Source organism: Klebsiella sp. 141203 (assembly GCF_032601985.1).
Classification (GTDB): Bacteria; Pseudomonadota; Gammaproteobacteria; order Enterobacterales; family Enterobacteriaceae; genus Klebsiella; species Klebsiella aerogenes.
Genome location: NZ_JAQIRL010000006.1, coordinates 143,639 through 165,975 on the forward strand (window position 1 = coordinate 143,639; position 22,337 = coordinate 165,975).

At 56.2% G+C, this 22,337-nt stretch carries 17 protein-coding genes; 12 read left to right on the forward strand and 5 right to left on the reverse strand.

Annotation, left to right across the window (positions count from 1 at the left end):
- Positions 1 to 8: 8 nt before the first annotated feature.
- Both sbcC and sbcD read right to left on the reverse strand, forming a co-directional pair.
- Positions 9 to 3,143 carry an exonuclease subunit SbcC gene (gene sbcC, locus PGR29_RS21475; RefSeq protein WP_316425277.1) on the reverse strand — a complete coding sequence of 1,045 codons (3,135 nt, stop codon included), beginning with the start codon at positions 3,141 to 3,143 and terminating at the stop codon, positions 9 to 11.
- A complete protein-coding gene (gene sbcD / locus PGR29_RS21480; protein WP_316425278.1) occupies positions 3,140 to 4,342 on the reverse strand; it encodes an exonuclease subunit SbcD in 1,203 nt (400 codons plus the stop codon). The genes sbcC and sbcD overlap by 4 nt, the downstream gene beginning before the upstream one ends.
- 219 nt (positions 4,343 to 4,561) lie before the next feature.
- On the opposite strand from sbcD, the gene phoB reads away from it, so the two are divergent.
- From phoB to malZ, 5 genes are all read left to right on the forward strand, one after another.
- Positions 4,562 to 5,251, forward strand: a complete 690-nt coding sequence (gene phoB, locus PGR29_RS21485; RefSeq protein WP_004099401.1) for a phosphate response regulator transcription factor PhoB — start codon at positions 4,562 to 4,564, stop codon at positions 5,249 to 5,251.
- 21 nt (positions 5,252 to 5,272) lie between these two features.
- Positions 5,273 to 6,568: a phosphate regulon sensor histidine kinase PhoR gene (gene phoR, locus PGR29_RS21490; RefSeq protein WP_047076830.1), complete on the forward strand. Its 1,296-nt coding sequence runs from the start codon at positions 5,273 to 5,275 to the stop codon at positions 6,566 to 6,568.
- 413 nt (positions 6,569 to 6,981) lie between these two features.
- Entirely contained in the window at positions 6,982 to 8,301 is a 1,320-nt protein-coding gene (gene brnQ, locus PGR29_RS21495) for a branched-chain amino acid transporter carrier protein BrnQ (protein WP_316425280.1), read from the forward strand.
- Between the two features lie 123 nt (positions 8,302 to 8,424).
- The gene (gene proY, locus PGR29_RS21500) at positions 8,425 to 9,798 is read left to right on the forward strand and encodes a proline-specific permease ProY (RefSeq protein WP_047044535.1); all 1,374 of its coding nucleotides are present in this window, start codon (positions 8,425 to 8,427) and stop codon (positions 9,796 to 9,798) included.
- A gap of 147 nt (positions 9,799 to 9,945) precedes the next feature.
- On the forward strand, positions 9,946 to 11,763 hold the full coding sequence (malZ, locus tag PGR29_RS21505) for a maltodextrin glucosidase (RefSeq protein WP_316425281.1): 1,818 nt from the start codon (positions 9,946 to 9,948) through the stop codon (positions 11,761 to 11,763).
- Here the strand turns inward: malZ and PGR29_RS21510 are convergent.
- Complete coding sequence (locus PGR29_RS21510; RefSeq protein WP_316425283.1) at positions 11,760 to 12,662, reverse strand: LysR family transcriptional regulator; 903 nt, start codon at positions 12,660 to 12,662, stop codon at positions 11,760 to 11,762. The genes malZ and PGR29_RS21510 overlap by 4 nt on opposite strands.
- Positions 12,663 to 12,925: 263 nt before the next feature.
- Between PGR29_RS21510 and PGR29_RS21515 the strand changes: the two genes are divergently transcribed.
- The 3 genes from PGR29_RS21515 to PGR29_RS21525 all read left to right on the forward strand — a co-directional run bounded on the left by PGR29_RS21515 (position 12,926) and on the right by PGR29_RS21525 (position 16,191).
- Positions 12,926 to 13,567: a hydrolase gene (locus PGR29_RS21515; protein WP_020079504.1), complete on the forward strand. Its 642-nt coding sequence runs from the start codon at positions 12,926 to 12,928 to the stop codon at positions 13,565 to 13,567.
- Between the two features lie 184 nt (positions 13,568 to 13,751).
- A complete protein-coding gene (locus tag PGR29_RS21520; RefSeq protein WP_087860410.1) occupies positions 13,752 to 14,297 on the forward strand; it encodes an antibiotic biosynthesis monooxygenase in 546 nt (181 codons plus the stop codon).
- 25 nt (positions 14,298 to 14,322) lie between these two features.
- Positions 14,323 to 16,191 carry an amidohydrolase gene (locus PGR29_RS21525; protein WP_047063942.1) on the forward strand — a complete coding sequence of 623 codons (1,869 nt, stop codon included), beginning with the start codon at positions 14,323 to 14,325 and terminating at the stop codon, positions 16,189 to 16,191.
- A 102-nt stretch (positions 16,192 to 16,293) separates the two neighbouring features.
- Here PGR29_RS21525 and PGR29_RS21530 read toward each other — a convergent pair whose 3' ends face one another.
- Both PGR29_RS21530 and acpH read right to left on the reverse strand, forming a co-directional pair.
- Positions 16,294 to 16,896, reverse strand: coding sequence for a peroxiredoxin (locus PGR29_RS21530; protein WP_015368004.1), 603 nt, complete (start codon positions 16,894 to 16,896; stop codon positions 16,294 to 16,296).
- A gap of 169 nt (positions 16,897 to 17,065) precedes the next feature.
- Positions 17,066 to 17,647 (reverse strand): ACP phosphodiesterase, encoded by a 582-nt coding sequence (gene acpH, locus PGR29_RS21535; RefSeq protein ID WP_213317092.1) that lies wholly within the window; start codon positions 17,645 to 17,647, stop codon positions 17,066 to 17,068.
- A gap of 150 nt (positions 17,648 to 17,797) precedes the next feature.
- Between acpH and queA the strand changes: the two genes are divergently transcribed.
- From queA to secD, 4 genes are all read left to right on the forward strand, one after another.
- Complete coding sequence (gene queA, locus PGR29_RS21540) at positions 17,798 to 18,862, forward strand: tRNA preQ1(34) S-adenosylmethionine ribosyltransferase-isomerase QueA (RefSeq protein WP_015368002.1); 1,065 nt, start codon at positions 17,798 to 17,800, stop codon at positions 18,860 to 18,862.
- A gap of 108 nt (positions 18,863 to 18,970) precedes the next feature.
- Positions 18,971 to 20,098: a tRNA guanosine(34) transglycosylase Tgt gene (gene tgt, locus PGR29_RS21545; RefSeq protein WP_015368001.1), complete on the forward strand. Its 1,128-nt coding sequence runs from the start codon at positions 18,971 to 18,973 to the stop codon at positions 20,096 to 20,098.
- Between the two features lie 22 nt (positions 20,099 to 20,120).
- Positions 20,121 to 20,453, forward strand: a complete 333-nt coding sequence (yajC, locus tag PGR29_RS21550; RefSeq protein WP_087860408.1) for a preprotein translocase subunit YajC — start codon at positions 20,121 to 20,123, stop codon at positions 20,451 to 20,453.
- Between the two features lie 26 nt (positions 20,454 to 20,479).
- Positions 20,480 to 22,327 (forward strand): protein translocase subunit SecD, encoded by a 1,848-nt coding sequence (gene secD, locus PGR29_RS21555; RefSeq protein ID WP_015704558.1) that lies wholly within the window; start codon positions 20,480 to 20,482, stop codon positions 22,325 to 22,327.
- The last annotated feature ends 10 nt before the right edge of the window (positions 22,328 to 22,337 follow it).

A 22,337-nucleotide genomic window follows, 5' to 3' on the forward strand; every position in this document is an offset into this window, starting at 1 on the left:
GGAAGACTTCACTCTACCGCAAACGCTTTCTCCAACCGACTGTATCCCAGACCGTTTATTTTTTTCACTTTAATCTGCACCGGGATACGCTCTTTCATCGCCTCGACGTGGCTAATCACGCCGATAACTTTGCCGCTGGCGTTAAGCGCGTCGAGCGCATCCAGCGCGGTATCCAGCGTTTCGCTATCCAGGGTGCCGAATCCTTCATCAAGGAATAGCGAATCAATCCGCGTCTTATGGCTCACCAGGTCAGATAGCGCCAGCGCCAGCGCGAGGCTCACAAGGAAGCTTTCGCCGCCGGAAAGCGTGCGGGTATCGCGCACCGCGTCGGCCTGCCAGGTGTCCACCACTTCCAGCTCTAACGCCTCGCTGGCTTTACGTTGCAACAAATAGCGGCCATGCAGGCGGTTGAGCTGCTGGTTAGCCAGCCACACCAGATTATCCAGCGTCAGCCCCTGGGCGAATTTACGGAACTTATCGCCTTCTTTTGAACCGATGAGCGCATTCAGCCAGGCCCAGTCTTCGACCTGCTGCGCGGCTTGTTCCATCTGCTGACGTAATGATTGCTGGCGCTGTTGGTTATCGCTGTTTTGCTTCAACTGCTGGCGGATCTCCCCCTGACGGGCGCTGTTTTCCCGCAACTGGCGTGCCAGTTGCTCCAGCCTATTCTCTAGCTGCTCCAGCGGCTGGTTAATATCAATATCGCCGGGCGGCTGTTGCTGATGGCGTTCAAGCGACGTCTGCGCCCGCAGGGCCAGCGTTTGATTGTGCTGAACGTCTTTTTCCAGCGTCTGCTTGAGTTGTTCCAGCCGCTGGCGGGTTGCCTCGTCAAGCAGAGCGGCAAGAAATGCAGCCCGATCGACAAACGGGCTGGCGGCCAGCGCGGCGGTAAACTGCTTTTCGCTTTCCTTCACCAGCGCCTGCTGCTGGCTTTCCTGCTGGCTCAGCGTTTGCCACTGACTCTGTAGCGCCAGGCAATCATCGTGCACCTGCCGCCAGCCCTCCAGCGGCGCGGGATCCGCGGTTTCCGTTGACTCAGGCAGGGTTTCCAGCAGCGGCGTTAATTGCTGGCGCTGTTCCTGCAGGGCGGCGGCTTCATTTTGTTTCGCCTGCCAGCCGCGGGTTTCGGCTTCACGCTGGGCCAGCCAGCCGTCAGCCTCCGCGGCAGGCGGCAGTTCCAGCGAATACACAGCAAGCTCTGCATGCAGCGCGCTACGGCGTTGTTCGAGATCCTGCTGTAACTGCTGCAGCTGCTGCTGGCTCTCCTGCTGTTGCGCCTGCCAGGCCAGACGTTGTTGATGCTGATACAGCTGCTGTTCATGCTGCTGTTGGCTATCAAGCCAACCGGCAATATCATCCTGCGGCGTCAGCGCAATCGCCAATTCCGCGAGGGTGTCTTGCCATTGAGAGGTGAGCGCTTGCTCCTGCTGCAGAAGCGATGTTTTCTCGTCAGCGTCTTTTTGCTGTTGTTTAAGCTGCGCTTCAAGCTGGCCGCGCAGCTGCGCGCCTTCTTCCGCCAGCTGTCGCACTTCACGCTCCAGCGCGTCGCGGCGAGTTTGGTTGATGCCGGGCACCAGCGCCTGGTATTCCGCGACCGCCGGATGATGCTCGGAACCGCACAGTGGACAAGGCGCGCCTGGCTGCAGGCGGGCGCGCTCGGCTTCCAGCCCGGCGATACGCGCTTCCAGTTCGCAGATGGCTTTTACATCGCTGAATTGTTGGTTTTTTTCCTTCCAAGCCTGACGCCGCTGTTGTAGCGCGGCTTCAAGCTTCTCTTTTTCCTGCTGCGATGCGTTTTCCGCGCTCTGCAGCTGCTGCAAACGCAGGTACAGCGGTTGCAGCTGGCGATGGAGGGTTGAGAGCCGTTGGCGCAGCGGGCGGGCGGCGGCATGCTGTGCCAGCTCGCGGCTGACCTGCTGCGCATCGAGGGTTAGCGCGGTGGCCGGCAATTCGCCGAGCTTGCGGCTGGCATCCTGCAGGCGCTGTTGTAGCGTCAACTGTTGCTGAGCGTCGCGGTTAAGCTGCTGGAAGGTGGCTTTCCAGCCCGCCAGCGCCGTGCTCCACTGCTGGAATCGCTCGTGCGCTTTAAGCCACTCATTCAACGATTGCTGGCTGGTTTCAAGTTGAGCCAGCCGTTGTTGGGCAGCCTGGCGGATCCCGGCGCGACGGCGCAGGCTGTCCTGTAAGCGAGTATTTACTTCCTCAACCTGACGGCGGGTTTGCGCCAGCGCGGTACTGTGTTCCTGGAGCCGCGACCATATTGGGCGCAGTTGCTCTGCCGGCTGCGCGGCTTGGAGCGCAGCCAGCTGCGGCGCGGCGGCTTCCTGCGCCAGTAACGCCTGCTGTAAAGCGGCCTGCGCCTGGGTGGCTTCCGCGTTTAGCTCCTGACGGCGGCGCAGCCACTGTAGGCCATTTTGCTGACGGGTTTGTTCGGCAAGCTGCTGTTGTTCTTCAGCAGTAAGTACTTGCAAACTTTGTTGTAGTGCCTGCTCTTGCTCATCATTTAACAGTACGACGCCGGAAGCCTGCGCCTGCAGCTTTTCCAGCTCAATGCGGGCTAGTTTATGTTTTTCAAAGACCTGCGCGGAAATTTGCCCGTAAATTTCCGTTCCGGTGAGCTCTTCCAGCAGCTCGGCGCGCTCTTTCGGTTTGGCATTGAGGAAAGCGGCGAATTGCCCCTGCGAAAGCAGCATTGAACGGGTAAAGCGCCCATAGTCGAGGCCGGTGATCGATGCCGTCAGCTCCAGTTTGTCTTTGACCTTGTCGGCAAGAATTTTACCGTCGTCGCAGCGCGCCAGCTCAACGCGCGGCGCCTGCAGATTGCCATCCGGCTGGTTGCGGGCGCGGTTCTGACTCCAGAAGGCGCGATAGGCGGTGCCCCGTACCTCAAATTCAACCTCCGCCAGGCACTCGGCGGTGTCGCGGGTCATCAGATCGTTTTGCGATTGCGATACGCTGCTCAGGCGCGGCGTTTCGTGGTACAGCGCGAGGCAGATGGCATCTAACAGGGTGGTTTTCCCGGCGCCGGTCGGCCCGGTAATCGCGAATAACCCATTGCTGGCGAATGGTTCTGCGGTAAAGTCGATTTTCCATTCGCCCTTCAGCGAGTTGAGGTTTTTCAGGCGTAGGCTCAGGATTTTCACAGGTGTTCCTCACCGTTCAGGCTATGCAGCGTTTCCGTAAACAGTTGCTCCAGCCGCTGTTGCTGCGGAGCATCAAGGGTTTCCAGCGCCAGGCGGCGGGCAAACACCTCTTCCACCTGCAGTTCGCTCAGCGTTTCTCGCTGAACGCCGGCCAGAATGCGTTCACGCTGGGCGCGACTGCGGCGCACCAGCAGCACTTCCACCGGCAGCGATTCGGTCTGCTGCTGAATTTTTCTTTGGATATCGTGCAGGTATTCATCGCTGGTGATTTCGATATCCAGCCAGACCGGCGGCTGCTGCGCGCTATCCTGCCACTGCTGAAGCTGTTCGCTGATGCTGGCGAAATCACCTTTCAATACCGCCAGCGGCTGGGTGATCGGCACCGGCAGCGGCGTCACCTCGCTGAGCTTGCCTTCGCTGAACGAGACCAGATTAACGCTTTTGCTTTTTCCGGTTTCATCAAAGCTCAGCGGCAGCGGCGAACCGCTGTAGCGAATATGCTCGCAGCCGCCAACCACCTGGGCGCGATGAATATGGCCGAGCGCGATGTAATCGGCGGGCGGGAAGCGGTTGGCCGGGAAGGCGTCGAGGGTGCCGATATAGATTTCACGGACCGCTTCGCTTTTGCTGGCGCCGACGGTGGTCAGGTGGCCGCTGGCAATGATCGGTAATACGCGTTCGCCGCGCAGATCGCAGGCCTGCTGATATTGCTGCTGATAATAGTCGCTGATGGCGGTCAGTAACTGCTGCTGTTTTTCACCGCTGGAGTGGCCAGCCTGGCTGACCACCAGTTCGCGCGGGCGCAAAAACGGCACCGGGCAGAAGACCGCGCCGGGCGTGCCGTCGCGCCGCGGTAAGATAAAGGGCGCGTGGCCGGCGTTAGCGACCACGGTGGTTTTCAGAAAGGCGAGAATTTCGCGCGACTCGTTTAACGTCGCCACCGAATCGTGATTGCCCGCCAGCACCACCAACTGGCAGCCGGTTTGCTGCAGCTGAACGACAAAACGGTTATACAGTTCGCGGGCGTAGCTCGGCGGAGAGCCGGTATCAAAAATATCGCCGGCGACGATAATGGCATCCACCTCGTGTTCCTGCGCGCGTTCCAGCAGCCAGTCGAGAAAGGCGGCGTGTTCGTCCGCGCGGCTTTTGCTGTAGAAGTTCTGGCCGAGATGCCAGTCGGAGGTATGAAGGATGCGCATAATAATTCCGTTGCGATAAAAGCCAGGCGGCCATTATAACGTTGATCCTGCCGCCCGTATTCCTTTTGCCCTATTACGGCGAGACAGGATGCGTTAAGTGCGTGTCATCATTCAAAATCCGCATTCATCAGACGGTCATTTTTTCATAAATCTGTCACAAATCTGACGCATAATGGCCGCGCACTTCTATACTGATGGCTAAAAAACACAGGGTAAATAATGGCGAGAAGAATTCTGGTCGTTGAAGATGAAGCTCCAATCCGCGAAATGGTCTGCTTTGTTCTGGAGCAAAACGGCTTTCAGCCCGTCGAGGCGGAAGATTTTGACAGTGCGGTGAATCAACTCAATGAACCCTGGCCTGATTTGATTCTCCTCGACTGGATGTTGCCGGGCGGATCGGGGCTACAGTTTATTAAACAGCTTAAGCGCGAAGCGATGACCCGCGATATTCCGGTGGTGATGCTGACGGCGCGCGGCGAAGAGGAAGATCGCGTTCGCGGTCTGGAAACCGGCGCGGATGATTACATTACCAAACCGTTTTCGCCGAAGGAGCTGGTAGCGCGAATTAAGGCGGTGATGCGGCGTATTTCGCCAATGGCGGTCGAAGAGGTGATTGAGATGCAGGGGCTGAGCCTGGATCCCTCCTCGCATCGCGTCATGACCGGTGAAAACCCGCTGGATATGGGGCCGACCGAGTTTAAATTATTACACTTCTTTATGACCCACCCGGAACGCGTATACAGCCGTGAGCAGCTGCTGAATCACGTTTGGGGAACCAACGTTTACGTTGAAGACCGGACGGTGGATGTGCATATTCGCCGCCTGCGCAAAGCGCTGGAACATAGCGGCCATGACCGGATGGTACAGACGGTTCGCGGCACGGGATATCGTTTCTCCGCCCGTTTCTGAATTTTGACAGGAGTGTGACCCGTGCTGGAACGGCTGTCATGGAAAAGGCTGGCGCTTGAGCTTTTCTTATGTTGTATCCCGGCCCTGATCCTCGGGGCATTTTTCGGTCATCTGCCGTGGTTTTTACTGGCGGCGGTGACCGGGTTGCTTATTTGGCATTTCTGGAATTTGTTACGTCTGTCGTGGTGGCTGTGGGTCGATCGCAGTATGACGCCGCCGCCGGGAAGCGGCAGTTGGGAACCGCTGCTGTATGGTCTGCATCAAATGCAGATGCGTAATAAAAAACGTCGCCGCGAGCTGGGAAGCCTTATCAAGCGCTTTCGCAGCGGGGCGGAATCCTTACCCGATGCGGTGGTGCTGACCACCGAAGAGGGCGCCATCTTTTGGTGTAATGGCCTGGCGCAACAAATCCTTAATCTACGCTGGCCGGACGATAGCGGGCAGAATATCCTCAACCTGCTGCGCTACCCTGAGTTTGCTAACTATCTGAAAAACCGTGATTTCACTAAGCCCCTTAATCTGGTGCTCAATAACGCCCGCCATCTGGAAATTCGCGTGATGCCTTATAGCGATAAACAGTGGTTGATGGTGGCGCGCGATGTCACGCAAATGCACCAGCTGGAAGGCGCGCGGCGCAACTTTTTCGCCAACGTCAGCCACGAGCTGCGCACGCCGCTCACCGTACTGCAGGGTTATCTCGAGATGATGCAGGAGCAGGTGCTGGAAGGGCCGACGCGAGAAAAAGCGCTGCATACCATGCGTGAGCAAACGCAGCGGATGGAAGGGTTGGTGAAGCAGTTGCTGACGCTCTCGCGTATTGAAGCCGCGCCGGTGCTGGCGATGAATGATAAAATCGACGTCCCGATGATGCTGCGGGTGGTTGAGCGCGAGGCGCAAACCCTTAGCCAGGGTAAGCATCAGCTGCACTTTAGCGTCGACGAAACGCTCCAGGTGATGGGCAACGAAGAGCAGTTGCGCAGCGCGATTTCTAATCTGGTGTACAACGCCGTTAACCATACGCCAGCGGGAACTGAGATTCACGTCAGCTGGCAGCGGGCGCCACACGGCGCGCTGTTTAGCGTTGAGGACAACGGCCCTGGTATCGCGCCTGAACATTTACCCCGGCTGACCGAGCGGTTCTACCGCGTCGACAAGGCGCGTTCCCGGCAAACCGGCGGCAGCGGTTTAGGGTTGGCTATTGTGAAACATGCGGTTAGCCATCATGAAAGCCGGCTGGAAATCGAAAGTACGGTCGGGAAGGGAACGCGCTTTAGCTTCCTGTTGCCGGAACGTTTAATTGCCAAAAATGGCGCCTGAGGCGGCGTCTGTCAGCTTTCCTTGCCAATGACCAGCTTCGGCTGGTCATTTTCATTTGCAGTCAACTTTTCGTTGCGTATTAAACGAACGCCTGGTTATTTATTGTTCGCATGATTAGCCACGCGTTTTGCGTCGTTATGGTCAATTAATCCAGGTTCAAAATCATAGTTAGCATAATCATCTGGTTTTACGATCCCACCTTGCTTTAAAACGTTATAAGCGTTTAAATTGCCCCCTATGCAGTCCCGGTAAGACTGCTTTTGCGTGGTAATTCAAAAAACAATTCTTTTCCACGCCGCTTCGAGAGCATATCTCGCTGAGTTTACAGGCAATGGCCGCTGTATCATCCCGAAAGGAAGGCACGGTATTTTTCCGTTTTTTACAACACCACATCCACAGGCAGTAATGAATTTATGACCCATCAGTTAAAATCTCGCGACATCATCGCGCTGGGCTTTATGACCTTCGCGCTGTTCGTTGGCGCAGGCAACATTATCTTCCCTCCGATGGTTGGCTTACAGGCCGGCGAACACGTCTGGACCGCAGCCATTGGCTTCCTGATTACCGCCGTGGGTTTGCCGGTGCTAACGGTAGTCGCGCTGGCGAAAGTCGGCGGCGGCGTTGAGCGTCTGAGCTCGCCAATCGGCAAAGTTGCGGGCATTCTGCTGGCCGTGGTGTGCTATCTGGCGGTTGGGCCGCTGTTCGCGACCCCGCGTACCGCCACCGTTTCATTTGAAGTGGGGATTGCTCCGCTCACCGGCGACGGCAGGCTGCCGCTGCTTATCTATAGCGTTATCTATTTCGCGCTGGTGATTCTGGTTTCCCTCTATCCGGGCAAACTGCTGGATACCGTCGGCAACTTCCTGGCGCCGCTGAAAATTATCGCCCTGGTCGTGCTTGCGGTGGCCGCGGTAATCTGGCCGGCTGGCCCGATTAGCGACGCGATGGAAGCCTATCGTACCGCGCCGTTCTCTAATGGTTTCGTTAATGGCTATCTGACCATGGACACGCTGGGAGCGATGGTCTTCGGTATCGTTATCGTTAATGCCGCGCGTTCCCGTGGCGTTAGCGAAGCCCGATTGCTGACCCGATACACCGTCTGGGCTGGTCTGATGGCCGGCGTGGGCCTGACGCTGCTGTACCTGGCGCTGTTCCGCCTGGGTTCCGATAGCGCGACGCTGGTCGATCAGTCGGCAAACGGCGCGGCTATTTTGCACTCCTACGTGCAGCATACCTTCGGCGGCGCGGGCAGCTTCCTGCTGGCGGCACTGATATTCATCGCCTGTCTGGTCACCGCGGTTGGCCTGACCTGCGCCTGCGCTGAGTTCTTCGCGCAGTATCTGCCGCTGTCCTACCGCTCGCTGGTGTTTATTCTCGGTCTGTTCTCCATGGCGGTTTCTAACCTGGGGCTCAGCCATCTGATTCAGATTTCGATTCCGGTGTTAACCGCTATTTATCCGCCGTGTATCGCACTGGTGGTATTAAGCTTTACCCGCGGTTGGTGGCATAATTCCTCCCGCGTTATCGCGCCGGCAATGTTTATCAGCCTGATGTTTGGTATCATTGACGGTGTTAAAGCATCGGCGTTCGCAGATATCCTGCCGCAATGGACCGCAAGCCTGCCGCTGGCAGCGCAAGGTCTGGCATGGTTGCTGCCGACCGCGGTGATGGCCGTGCTGGCCGCGATCATCGATCGCGCAGCGGGTAGCCCGGTGGTCTCTAAAGCCCACTAACCGACGCTTTACGCAGGTGTTTAACCACGGGACTTAAGGTCCCGTGGTTTTTTGTTTTTTTGGTCATTCCCTTTTGCGTTTTGCCCCCGCAAAGCACAAATGAGAAAAACGGCATGGAACACGATGGAAAGTAGTAACAAGCTTAAGCGCGGGCTAAGTACCCGGCACATTCGCTTTATGGCCCTTGGTTCCGCTATTGGTACCGGCCTGTTCTATGGTTCGGCAGACGCCATTAAAATGGCGGGTCCGAGCGTATTGTTGGCATACATTATCGGCGGCGTGGCGGCGTATATCATCATGCGCGCGCTGGGCGAAATGTCGGTGCATAACCCTTCCGCCAGCTCTTTCTCGCGTTATGCGCAGGAGAACCTCGGCGGGCTGGCCGGCTATATCACCGGCTGGACCTATTGTTTTGAAATCCTGATCGTCGCGATTGCCGACGTGACCGCCTTCGGTATCTATATGGGCGTCTGGTTCCCGGCGGTGCCGCACTGGATATGGGTACTGAGCGTGGTGCTGATTATCTGCGCCGTCAATCTGATGAGCGTGAAGGTGTTCGGCGAACTGGAGTTCTGGTTCTCATTCTTTAAAGTCGCCACGATTATCATCATGATCCTTGCCGGTTTCGGCATCATCATCTGGGGTATTGGCAACGGCGGTCAGCCAACCGGTATTCATAACTTATGGAGTAACGGCGGCTTCTTCAGTAACGGCTGGCTGGGAATGGTGATGTCGCTGCAGATGGTGATGTTCGCTTACGGCGGGATTGAGATTATCGGTATCACCGCCGGTGAAGCGAAGGATCCGGAAAAATCCATTCCGCGGGCGATTAATTCGGTGCCGATGCGTATCCTGGTGTTCTACGTGGGGACGCTGTTCGTCATTATGTCTATCTATCCCTGGAACCTGGTGGGCACAAACGGCAGCCCGTTCGTGTTGACCTTCCAGCATATGGGAATTACCTTTGCCGCCGGCATCCTGAACTTCGTGGTGTTAACCGCGTCGCTATCGGCGATTAACAGCGACGTATTCGGCGTTGGCCGTATGCTGCACGGAATGGCCGAACAGGGGAGCGCGCCGAAGGTGTTCGCCAAAACGTCGCGTCGCGGTACGCCCTGGGTGACGGTACTGGTGATGACCGTGGCGCTGCTGTTTGCGGTCTATCTCAACTACATCATGCCGGAAAACGTCTTCCTGGTGATTGCCTCGCTGGCGACCTTCGCCACGGTGTGGGTGTGGATTATGATCCTGCTGTCGCAAATCGCTTTCCGTCGTCGCCTGTCGCCGGAAGAGGTGAAAGCGCTGAAGTTTAAGGTGCCGGGCGGCGTAGCAACTACCGTGGTCGGCCTGCTGTTCCTGGTCTTTATCATCGCGCTTATCGGCTACCATCCGGATACCCGCATTTCGCTGTACGTCGGCTTTGCGTGGATCGCGCTGCTGCTGGTTGGCTGGAAAATTAAGACCCGCCGCGATCGCCAGTTAGCGCAGGCGCAGTAATTCTCCACTCTTCCGGGTCCGGCTTTGCCGCGGCCCGGAAAAATCACATCCTCCTCCTTTCTCCTCCCCCAATTATTCTATTGATGATGAGTTATACGCCTGTTCACTGTGGCAAGGTGTGGCCATTACGCAAAAAGAGGAATGATGATGTTGAAGGCCTGGCACCTGCCGGTTGCTCCTTTTATTAAAGAGCAGCAGGAACGACTCGTTATCACATTGTGGCTAAGCGGCGAAACAATGCCGCAGCGGATCACGCTGCGCGCGGAAGAAGACAATGAAGAGCTGTCGTTGCCCATGCAGCGCCTGCGCCAATCCCCACATACTGATGTCGTCGCCTGGCGTGGGGAGATTAAACTGGCGAACGGCCAGCCGCGCCGCCGCTATAGCTTTAAGCTGCTGTGGGCTGACCGCCAGCTGTGGTTTACGCCGCAGGGTTTCCAGCGTTTTCCGCCCGCGCGGCTGGAACAGTTTGCGGTTGATGTGCCGGATAGCGGCCCGCAGTGGGTCGCCGATCAGGTCTTTTATCAAATCTTTCCCGACCGTTTTGCCCGTAGCGAGGCGCGAGAAGCCGGGCAGGACCAGGTTTATTACCATCATGCCGCAGGCCAGAATATTGTGCTAAAAGCGTGGGACGAGCCGTTGACCGGCGAAGCGGGCGGTTCGACCTTTTATGGCGGCGACCTCGAAGGTATTAGCGAGAAACTTCCCTATCTGAAGCAGCTTGGCGTGACCGCGCTGTATCTTAACCCGGTATTCGTCGCGCCCAGCGTACATAAATACGATACCGCTGATTACCGCCGTGTCGATCCGCAGTTCGGCGGCGATGCCGCGCTGTTGCGTCTGCGCCACAATACGCAGCGTGAAGGGATGCGGCTGATCCTCGACGGCGTGTTTAACCATACCGGTGATTCGCACCCGTGGTTCGATCGCCACCAGCAGGCGAGCAATGGCGCCTGCCACCAGCCGGATTCACCCTGGCGTGAGTGGTTTAATTTTTCGCAGGAAGGGGTGGCGCATAACTGGCTGGGTTACGCCAGTCTGCCAAAACTTGACTACCGTTCATCGAGCCTGGTTAACGAAATCTATGCGGGCGAAGACAGCGTGGTGCGCCACTGGTTAAAAGCGCCGTGGAGTATGGACGGCTGGCGGCTGGACGTGGTGCATATGCTGGGCGAAGATGGCGGCGCGCGTAATAACCTGCGCCATATTGCCGGTATCACCCAGGCGGCGAAGCGGGAGCAGCCGGAGGCTTTTGTATTCGGCGAGCATTTTGGCGATGCGCGTCAGTGGCTGCAGGCTGATGCCGAAGATGCGGCGATGAACTATCGCGGTTTTACCTTCCCGCTGTGGGGGTTCCTCGCTAATACCGATATTTCCTACGATCCGCAGCACATCGATGCGCAAACCTGTATGGCGTGGATGGACAACTATCGCGCCGGGCTGTCGCATCAGCAGCAATTGCGGATGTTTAACCAACTGGATAGCCACGATACCGCGCGTTTCAAATCCTTGCTGGGTAAAGATGTGGCGCGACTACCGCTGGCGGTGGTCTGGCTGTTCTGCTGGCCGGGCGTTCCGTGTATTTACTATGGTGATGAAGTCGGCGTCGATGGCAACAACGATCCCTTCTGCCGTAAACCCTTCCCATGGGATCCGGCACTGCAGGATGAAACCCTGCTGGCGTTATATAAGCGTATGACCACATTGCGTAAGGGGTATCAGGCGCTGCGCTACGGCGGCTGCCAGGTCATCTATGCGGAAGATAACGTGGTGGTCTTTGTTCGCGTTTACAAACAGCAGCGGGTACTGGTGGCGATAAACCGCGGTCACGCCTGCGAGGTGGTAATCGACATATCGCCATTGCTGGAGGGGAAAACGTGGCAGCGTAAAGAAGGCGCGGGCGACATGCACGATGATGTGCTGAGTTTGCCCGCGATTTCCGCAAGCGTCTGGTGTAGCCGTTAACGGTAGAGCTGGCTCAGACAGCTGTCTTCGAGAATAGTCTCTCGCCACCAGCGCTGAGCCAGACCGTTATTGCCGCTACGCCAGGCCATATAGGTAATATCTTTCTCACGGCTCGAAATCACCGGTTTCTCCAGCAACTCACCGCTCTCCAGCCACGGGCGGGCGATGTGGCGGGGCAGGAACCCGCATCCCAAACCGGCGCGCAGGAGCGCGACTTTGGTGGCGAAATCATCGACCCGGATTTGCTCCTGCTCATCGAGCAGGTTGCTGTTCAGTGGATGACAGTAGCGGGCGCTATCGCTAATAACCACCGCGCGATGCAGGCTGAGCTGTTTGTTGGTCAGCGGCTGGGTCGTTGCCGCCAGCGGGTGGCCGGGCGCGACAACGAACACGTTGTCCATCGCGCCGAGCATTTTCCATGACCATTCCGCGGAGGTCGGCGGTTCGTTAATCGCCCCAAGAATAATATCCGCGCCGTTGTGAGTCAGCTCTTCCCACGAGCCCGCCAGAGTATGGTGGGTAAAGTTGAGCCGGGTTTGCGGATATTGCGCGTAAAACTTTTCAATCAGCGGCAATAGGGCCTGGAAAGGAAAAGAGTCGTCTAGCGCAATCGCCAGATCCCGCTCCCAGCCGGAACTCAGTAGCTGTGCCTGTTTTTCCAGATCGTTGGCGGCATTGAGCAGCAGGCGCCCCTTTTCCAGCATCATTTTACCGGTATCGGTAAATTTCGCCCGGTGCCCGGAACGATCCAGCAGACTGATGTTCAGATCGTTTTCCAGTTTTTGGATCATATAGCTCAGCGCGGCGGGGGTTTTAAATAGCGACTCGGCCGCCAGCGCGAAAGAGCCATGTCTATCCAGAGCATCAAGAATCAAAAGTACATCAAGGTTTAAACGCATTAGTCTCGATCCGCCAGTCTAATAATAATGTTGTTTTACCGAAGGCCGATGTTCAATTCCAGTGAATAAATTAGAACAGTTCCCCGTAATTTTTTGATTATTCAAACGGTCACTATTTTTACTCAAGTGAATTAAAACGAAAAGATTTCTTTAATAACTCGTTAGAAATTACTGACTATACTCATCATGCGTTATTGGCCACAATCAGCACAGCACAACGGCAGTGTATTATCTTCCTAACTAATTGATTAATAGGATGTGTTATGTCTATTCGTGAACTGATTGATCCGTCTAATTCCACCCTTATTTTTATTGACCACCAGCCGCAAATGGCTTTTGGCGTGGCCAATATCGATCGCCAGACGCTGAAAAATAACACCGTCGCGTTGGCCAAAGCGGGCAAGATTTTTAACGTTCCTGTTATTTATACCTCTGTCGAAACCAAAAGCTTCAGCGGCTATATCTGGCCAGAACTGCTGGCGGTTCATCCGGAAGTGAAACCGATTGAACGTACTTCTATGAACTCATGGGAAGACGCCGGTTTTGTTAATGCGGTGAAAGCCACTGGACGTAAAAAACTGATTATTTCCGCGCTGTGGACCGAAGTGTGCCTGACCTTCCCGGCGCTGATGGCGCTGGAAGAAGGTTATGAAGTGTACGTGGTCACCGATACCTCCGGCGGTACCTCCGTTGACGCTCACGAGCGCGCCATCGACCGTATGGTGCAGGCCGGCGCGGTACCGGTGACCTGGCAGCAGGTTCTGTTGGAGTACCAGCGCGACTGGTCACGTAAAGAGACTTACGATGCGGTGATGGATCTGGTTCGCGAACATAGCGGCGCTTACGGTATGGGCGTGGATTATGCTTATACCATGGTGCACGGCGCGCCGGAACGTAAAGCCTAAAACACTTCATCCTGCAAGCTGCCTCTTTGTTGGCTTCGCTTGCCCGCCCCGGTCACTGGCTGATGTCAGTGCTCGAGGGCGGGCAATCTTGCCGCCTCAATGCGGCATGAATGATTTTGTGTATTGTCATTTATGGCTGATGGCGGGAGAAATCCCGTCATTCCCCTGAAGCAAGGAACTCTTAATGGCGCAACAGAAATCAGTGACGCTGGTCATCAGTCATCATCTCGATCCACAAAACGGCCAGCGCTATGAAGCATGGTTGGGCAAAATCATGCCGGTTGCGGCGGAGTTTCCCGGCCATCTTGGCGCCAACGTGATCCGTCCGGCGGCCGGGCAAAATCTCTGGAGCGTGATTATTCGCTTCGACACCATAGAACATCTCTATGCCTGGACGCAGTCGGAAACCCGTCGCGAGTTAGTCGCGGAAATCGCGCCGTTTCTCAATGATGGCGATCGTACCGAAATCCGCACCGAACCGGCGTTCTGGTTTACCCCACCTGCGGCTAATGTTCGCCAGCCGCTGCGCTGGAAACAGTTTCTGATAACCCTGCTGGTCATCTTCCCAAGTACCAACCTGGTGCCGTGGCTGACCGGCATGGCGCTGCCGGAGTTACGGGGAAGCTTGTTACTGCATCTGATAAACGATGCCCTGGTGGTTGCGTTGGTGGTCTGGTTGTGGATGCCTATCGTGACCCGTCTGTTTGCCGGCTGGTTGAAAAAAAACTAGCTCAACCAGCTTAAAGGAGTGCGTTATGTCGCAAACTGCCACACTGATTCTGACCCACGGTCAGATTCATACGCTCGATCGCGCGAACCCACTGGCGGAAGCCGTGGCCATCGCCGATGGAAAAATTCTCGCGACCGGAAGCCACGATCGAATCATGACGTTCGCCGCCGAGGGGACGCAAATTGTCGATCTTAAAGGCCATACGGTGATCCCGGGTCTTAACGACTCCCACCTGCACCTGATTCGCGGCGGCCTGAACTATAACCTCGAGCTGCGCTGGGAAGGCGTGCCCTCGCTGGCGGATGCGCTGCGTATGCTAAAAGATCAGGCCGATCGTACGCCGTCGCCGCAGTGGGTGAGGGTGGTCGGCGGCTGGAGCGAATTCCAGTTTGCCGAACGCCGCATGCCGACGCTGGAAGAGCTGAATGAAGCGGCGCCTGACACGCCGGTATTCGTGCTGCATCTGTACGATCGCGCGCTGCTTAACCGCGCGGCGCTGAAAGCCGTTGGCTATACCAAAGAGACGCCGGACCCGGCGGGCGGCGAGATCGTTCGCGATAACAACGGCAACCCGACCGGGATGCTGATCGCCAAACCGAATGCCATGATCCTGTATGCCACGCTGGCCAAAGGACCGAAGCTGCCGCTCGATCTACAGGTTAACTCCACGCGCCAGTTTATGCGCGAACTGAACCGTTTAGGATTAACCAGCGCTATCGATGCCGGCGGTGGTTTCCAGAACTACCCGGAAGATTACGAAATTATCGAGCAACTGCACGCCAAAGAGCAGATGACCGTGCGTATCGCCTACAACCTCTTTACCCAGAGGCCGAAGCAGGAGCTGGAAGATTTCGAGCGCTGGACCGACATGCTGAAGCCGGGGCAGGGCACCGATTTCTACCGTGCCAACGGCGCTGGTGAAATGCTGGTCTTCTCGGCGGCGGATTTTGAAGACTTCCTGCAGCCGCGGCCGGATCTGCCGCAAGGCATGGAGGATGAGCTGGAGCGGGTGGTTCGTCATCTGGTAGAACACCGCTGGCCGTTCCGTCTGCATGCCACCTACGATGAGTCGATTAGCCGAATGCTGGATGTGTTCGAGAAGGTGAACCGCGATATTCCATTTAACGGCCTGCACTGGTTCTTCGACCACGCCGAAACCATCACCGAACGTAATATTGAACGTGTGAAGGCGTTAGGCGGCGGCATCGCGGTACAGCACCGGATGGCCTTCCAGGGGGAATATTTCGTCGATCGTTACGGCAAAGAGGCGGTGAAACATACGCCGCCGGTGGCGAAAATGCTGGAACTGGACGTGCCGGTAGGGTTGGGGACCGATGCGACCCGCGTCGCCAGTTATAACCCATGGACCGCGCTGTACTGGCTGGTTTCCGGACGTACCGTCGGCGGCATGGCGATGTACGACGATAACAACCGTTTGCCGCGCGACGTCGCCCTTGAGCTATGGACCGCCGGTAGCGCATGGTTCTCCAGCGAGCAGGGTAAAAAAGGACGCATTGAGAAAGGGCAACTGGCTGACCTGGTGGTGCTGTCAAAAGACTACTTCAGCGTTGCGGAAGAGGAAATTAAAGGTATTGAGTCGGTATTGACCATCGTTGATGGCAAGGTGGTGTACGCGGCCGGCCATTTCTCGCCGCTGGCGCCGCCGCCAATTCCGGTATTGCCGGAGTGGTCGCCGGTGGTAAAAGTGCCAGGGCATTATCGCTCGGCGCCGCCTGCGGCCGCGAAGATTGGCGCGGTGGTGCAGATGCACCAGTGCTGCGGCAGCTGCGGCGTGCACGGACATCAGCATGATATTGCGCGCAAGTCGTCGATTCCGGTGGCGGATGAGCAGGCTTTCTGGGGCGTATTAGGCTGTTCTTGCTTCGCGTTCTGATACTTTTGCCCGGTGGCGCCGCGCTTACCGGGCTCACAGCGAATATAACAGGTACAAAAAAGGCTCGCATTGGCGAGCCTTTTTATGGAAACGTCTAGCTGATTACAGGCTGGATACGTTTTCGGTCAGGTATTTAGCTACGCCTTCCGGAGATGCGGCCATACCTTCTTTTCCTTTTTCCCACTGAGCCGGGCAAACTTCACCGTGCTCTTCGTGGAACTGCAGCGCGTCAACCATACGCAGCATTTCGTCGATGTTACGGCCCAGCGGCAGGTCGTTAACAACCTGGTGGCGAACGATGCCGTTAGCGTCGATCAGGAAGGAACCGCGCAGCGCAACGCCTTCGTCCGGATGCTCGATGCCGTAAGCTTTCTGAATTTCACGTTTGATGTCGGCAACCATCGCGTATTTAACCGGGCCAATACCGCCCTGGTCTACCGGGGTGTTACGCCATGCGTTGTGAACGAACTCGGAGTCAAAGGAAACGCCAACCACTTCTACGCCGCGTTTCTGGAATTCTTCGTAGCGCTTGTCGAAAGCGATCAGTTCAGACGGGCAAACGAAAGTGAAGTCCATTGGCCAGAAGAACAGGACGGTAGCTTTACCGTTGGTGTGCTGTTTGAAGTTGAATTTTTCAACGATTTCGCCGTTACCTAATACTGCTGCAGCGGTAAAGTCCGGAGCCTGACGAGTAACCAGAACCATATGATTCTCCTGTTATTACTAAGGTTAATTGGAACGCAACGCGGGCCAGTATAGGCAGAGGCGGGCAGGAACTCAATGCGGCGCTGACAATCGATGAGATAGGTTTTGCCTATTGATAATTATTCAATAGTGCTTTCAGAATAATCGTTTTGTGAGAAAGCGCAAGGTTTTACAGCGTTCTCTTTTTCGCCTGGTCCATCATTCGCGGATAAAAACGCCAGAATTGCTGTTCCAGTTGTCCATAGTGGTTATCAAGGTCGTACCATGAATCACGCAGCGCATCGAGGCGCGGGCGGCGGCTGGCCATACCGTTCAGGACGCGCTGAATGAATTCCATATCCTGATAACGTTCCAGCCAGCGTTCGGACCACATATATTCGTTGAGATTAACAAAGCGCGGCGGCGAATCCGGCAGAATTTGCGCCACCTGCGCGTGGGCGTAGCGGACGAACTCGTTTAGCGGCAGATCCGGCGACAGCTGCGCCCAGTGATGCGACAGGAAATGGTCCCACATCACGTCGAGGGAAATTGGCGCGACGCGGCGGGTCTCGGGGCGAAACCATTCGCGCGCCGTTTTGACTTCCGCCAGATTGTCGGTCATTACATCTATACGCCGATGCATATAAATGCCGTCAACCACATCCGCAGGATACTCGCCCTGCGGGTTACCGCGGACAAAATCGGCCAGCAGGTTGCCCGGCAGCGAGCTATCCGCAAGATGGGCGAGATGTAAATGCGCGAGAAAATTCATATTGACTTCAATCCTTCACACGGTCATGCCGTTCTTGCTGGTTAATCATGGTATTCCGCTATTATATCCAGCGTTGAATAGGGTAACGGTTGCAGGAAGACCCGCCCGGCACTAGACTACCCGCCTCTTTATTTAGTCTGAGTCATCGTCATGCGCGTTACCGATTTTTCCTTTGAATTACCTGAATCCCTGATTGCTCACTATCCGCAGCCGGAGCGCAGTAGCTGCCGCTTGCTGTCGCTGGACGGGCCGACGGGCGCGCTGACGCACGGTACTTTCACCGATCTGCTCGATAAGCTCAACCCTGGCGATCTGCTGGTCTTTAACAACACCCGGGTGATCCCGGCGCGTCTGTTTGGGCGTAAAGCCAGCGGCGGCAAGATTGAAGTGCTGGTCGAGCGCATGCTGGATGATAAACGTATTCTGGCACATATTCGCGCCTCTAAAGCGCCGAAGCCGGGGGCGGAGCTGCTGTTAGGCGATGACGAAAGCATTAACGCCACGATGCTGGCGCGCCACGGCGCGCTGTTTGAAGTTGAATTCAACGATGAGCGCCCGGTGCTCGATATCCTGAACAGCATCGGTCATATGCCGCTGCCGCCGTATATCGACCGCCCGGACGAAGACGCGGATCGCGAGCTGTACCAGACGGTTTACGGCACCAAGCCGGGCGCGGTCGCCGCGCCGACCGCCGGCCTGCATTTTGACGATCCGCTGCTGGAAAAGCTGCGCGCGAAAGGCATTGAGATGGCGTTTGTGACGCTGCACGTTGGCGCAGGAACCTTCCAGCCGGTGCGCGTTGACAGCATCGAAGAGCACATCATGCACTCTGAATATGCGGAAGTGCCGCAGGATGTGGTCGATGCGGTTCTGGCGGCGAAAGCGCGCGGTAACCGCGTCATCGCCGTCGGCACCACTTCCGTGCGTTCGCTGGAAAGCGCGGCGCAGGCGGCTAAAAATGGCCTGATTGAGCCGTTCTTTGCCGATACGCAGATCTTTATCTATCCGGGATATCAGTACAAAGTCATCGATGCGCTGGTGACTAACTTCCATCTCCCTGAATCCACACTGATTATGTTGGTCTCCGCTTTCGCTGGCTATCAGCACACCATGAACGCCTATAAGGCTGCGGTAGAACAAAAATATCGCTTTTTTAGCTACGGGGACGCGATGTTTATCACGTACAATCCGCAGGCTATTTCTGAGCGTCCCTAAAAAGCCCGGCACGCCGGCTTTCTGACGCCTTGACGCATTTTTTAGCCACGGAATCATTCCGTGGCGAGTATTTAAACGTCGGACTGTTTTTCTGACGCAGGAGCAATAATGAAATTTGAACTTGATACCACCGATGGCCGCGCGCGTCGCGGCCGTTTGGTGTTTGATCGCGGCGTAGTTGAAACGCCAGCCTTTATGCCCGTGGGTACCTACGGCACCGTCAAAGGGATGACGCCGGAAGAAGTTGAAGCCACCGGCGCGCAAATCATCCTCGGCAACACCTTCCACCTGTGGCTGCGCCCGGGCCAGGAAATCATGAAGCTGCACGGCGATCTGCATGATTTCATGCAGTGGAAAGGGCCGATCCTCACCGATTCCGGCGGTTTCCAGGTCTTCAGTCTTGGCGATATCCGTAAGATCACCGAGCAGGGCGTGCACTTCCGCAATCCGATCAACGGCGATCCGATTTTCCTCGATCCGGAAAAATCGATGGAGATTCAGTACGATCTCGGTTCCGATATCGTAATGATCTTCGACGAATGTACGCCGTACCCGGCAGACTGGGATTACGCTAAGCGTTCGATGGAAATGTCTCTGCGCTGGGCCAAGCGCAGCCGTGACCGTTTCGATGGCCTCGGCAACAAAAACGCGCTCTTTGGCATCATTCAGGGCAGCGTTTACGAAGATTTACGAGATATCTCGGTGAAAGGTCTGGTAGAGATTGGCTTTGATGGCTACGCTGTCGGCGGTTTGGCTGTCGGCGAGCCGAAGGAAGACATGCACCGTATCCTGGAGCACGTTTGCCCGCAGATCCCGGCAGATAAACCGCGATACCTGATGGGCGTCGGGAAACCGGAAGACCTGGTGGAAGGGGTACGTCGCGGCATCGATATGTTTGACTGCGTTATGCCGACGCGCAACGCGCGTAACGGCCATCTCTTCGTGACCGATGGCGTAGTGAAAATCCGCAACGCGAAGCATAAAAGCGATACATCGCCGCTGGATGCCGAGTGCGATTGCTATACGTGTCGCAATTATTCACGTGCTTACTTGCATCATCTTGATCGTTGCAACGAAATATTGGGCGCGCGCCTCAATACCATTCATAACCTGCGCTACTATCAGCGTTTAATGGCTGGTTTACGCAAGGCTATCGAAGAGGGTAAATTAGAGAGCTTCGTGACCGATTTTTACCAACGTCAGGGGCGTTCCGTTCCTCCTTTGAACGTTGATTAATTTTAATAATGAGGGAATTTCAATGAGCTTTTTTATTTCTGATGCGGTAGCAGCAACCGGCGCGCCGGCGCAGGGCAGCCCAATGTCTCTGATTCTGATGCTGGTGGTGTTCGGTCTGATTTTTTACTTCATGATCCTGCGCCCACAGCAGAAACGTACTAAAGAGCACAAGAATCTGATGAGCTCTATCGCCAAAGGTGATGAAGTCCTGACAAACGGCGGTCTGGTTGGTCGCGTGACTAAAGTCGCGGAAAACGGCTACATCGCTATCGCGCTGAACGATACCACCGAAGTGGTTATCAAACGTGACTTCGTAGCTGCCGTTCTGCCGAAAGGCACCATGAAGGCGCTGTAATTACCATTTTCCCTAAGGGAACTGCCGTGTTAAACCGTTATCCTTTGTGGAAGTACGTTATGCTGGTCGTCGTGATTATCGTCGGCCTGATTTACGCGCTTCCCAACCTGTATGGTGAGGATCCGGCTGTTCAAATCACTGGCGCGCGCGGCGTCGCCGCCAGTGAGCAAACGCTGATCCAGGTCCAGAAAACTTTACAAGAAGAAAAAATCACCGCGAAGTCTGTGGCACTGGAAGAGGGCGCAATTCTTGCGCGCTTCGACACCACCGACACTCAGCTGCGAGCGCGCGAAGCGCTGGTTAACCTGCTGGGTGACAAATACGTCGTGGCGCTAAACCTTGCTCCTGCTACCCCGCGCTGGCTGGCGGCGATGTATGCCGAGCCGATGAAGCTGGGTCTTGACCTGCGCGGCGGCGTGCACTTCCTGATGGAAGTGGACATGGACACCGCATTAGGCAAACTGCAGGAACAAAACATCGATAGCCTGCGCAGCGAGCTGCGTGACAAAGGCATTCCATACTCCACCGTGCGTAAGGAAGACAACTACGGTCTGAGCATCGTCTTCCGCGACAGCGCGGCGCGCGACCAGGCTATCTCTTATCTCAGCCCGCGCCATCGCGATCTGGTTATTTCAAGCCAGGGTAACAATGCGCTGAAAGCGGTGATGACCGACGAACGTCTGAAAGAAGCCCGTGAATACGCCGTTCAGCAGAACATCAACATTCTGCGTAACCGTGTAAACCAGCTCGGCGTGGCCGAACCGCTGGTTCAGCGTCAGGGTTCCGACCGTATCGTGGTTGAACTGCCGGGTATCCAGGATACCGCGCGTGCGAAGGAAATCCTTGGCGCGACCGCGACGCTGGAATTCCGTCTGGTGAACACCAACGTCGATCAGTCCGCAGCCGCTTCTGGCCGCGTACCGGGCGATTCGGAAGTGAAAGACACCCGTGAAGGCCGTCCGGTGGTGCTGTATAAGCGCGTGATCCTGACCGGCGACCATATCACCGACTCCACTTCCAGCATGGACGAGTACAACCAGCCGCAGGTTAACATCTCGCTCGATAGCGCAGGTGGCAACATCATGTCTAACTTCACCAAGGACAATATCGGTAAACCGATGGCGACCCTGTTCGTGGAGTACAAAGACAGCGGTAAGAAAGATGCCAACGGTCGCGCTATCCTTGCGAAAGAGGAAGAGGTGATTAACATCGCCAATATCCAGTCTCGCCTTGGCAATAGCTTCCGTATCACCGGTATCAGCAACCCGACCGAAGCGCGTCAGCTTTCTCTGCTGCTGCGTGCGGGCGCCCTGATTGCGCCGATTCAGATTGTTGAAGAGCGTACTATCGGCCCGACTCTGGGTATGCAGAACATCAAGCAGGGCCTGGAAGCGTGTCTGGCCGGTCTGGTGGTCTCTATCCTGTTTATGATCTTCTTCTATAAGAAGTTCGGCCTGATTGCGACCTCTGCGCTGATTGCTAACCTGGTGCTGATTGTCGGCATTATGTCCCTGATTCCTGGGGCAACGCTGACCATGCCGGGGATCGCGGGTATCGTCTTAACCCTTGCGGTGGCGGTCGATGCTAACGTACTGATTAACGAGCGTATCAAAGAAGAGCTGAGCAACGGACGTACCGTTCAGCAGGCGATTGACGAAGGTTATAAGGGCGCATTTAGCTCTATCTTCGACGCCAACGTGACGACGCTAATTAAGGTTATCATCCTGTACGCGGTCGGTACCGGTGCCATTAAAGGGTTTGCGATTACTACCGGTATCGGTATCGCGACCTCAATGTTTACCGCTATCGTCGGCACCCGTGCCATCGTGAACCTGCTGTACGGCGGCAAGCGCGTGAAAAAGCTGTCTATCTGAGGAGTGCGTT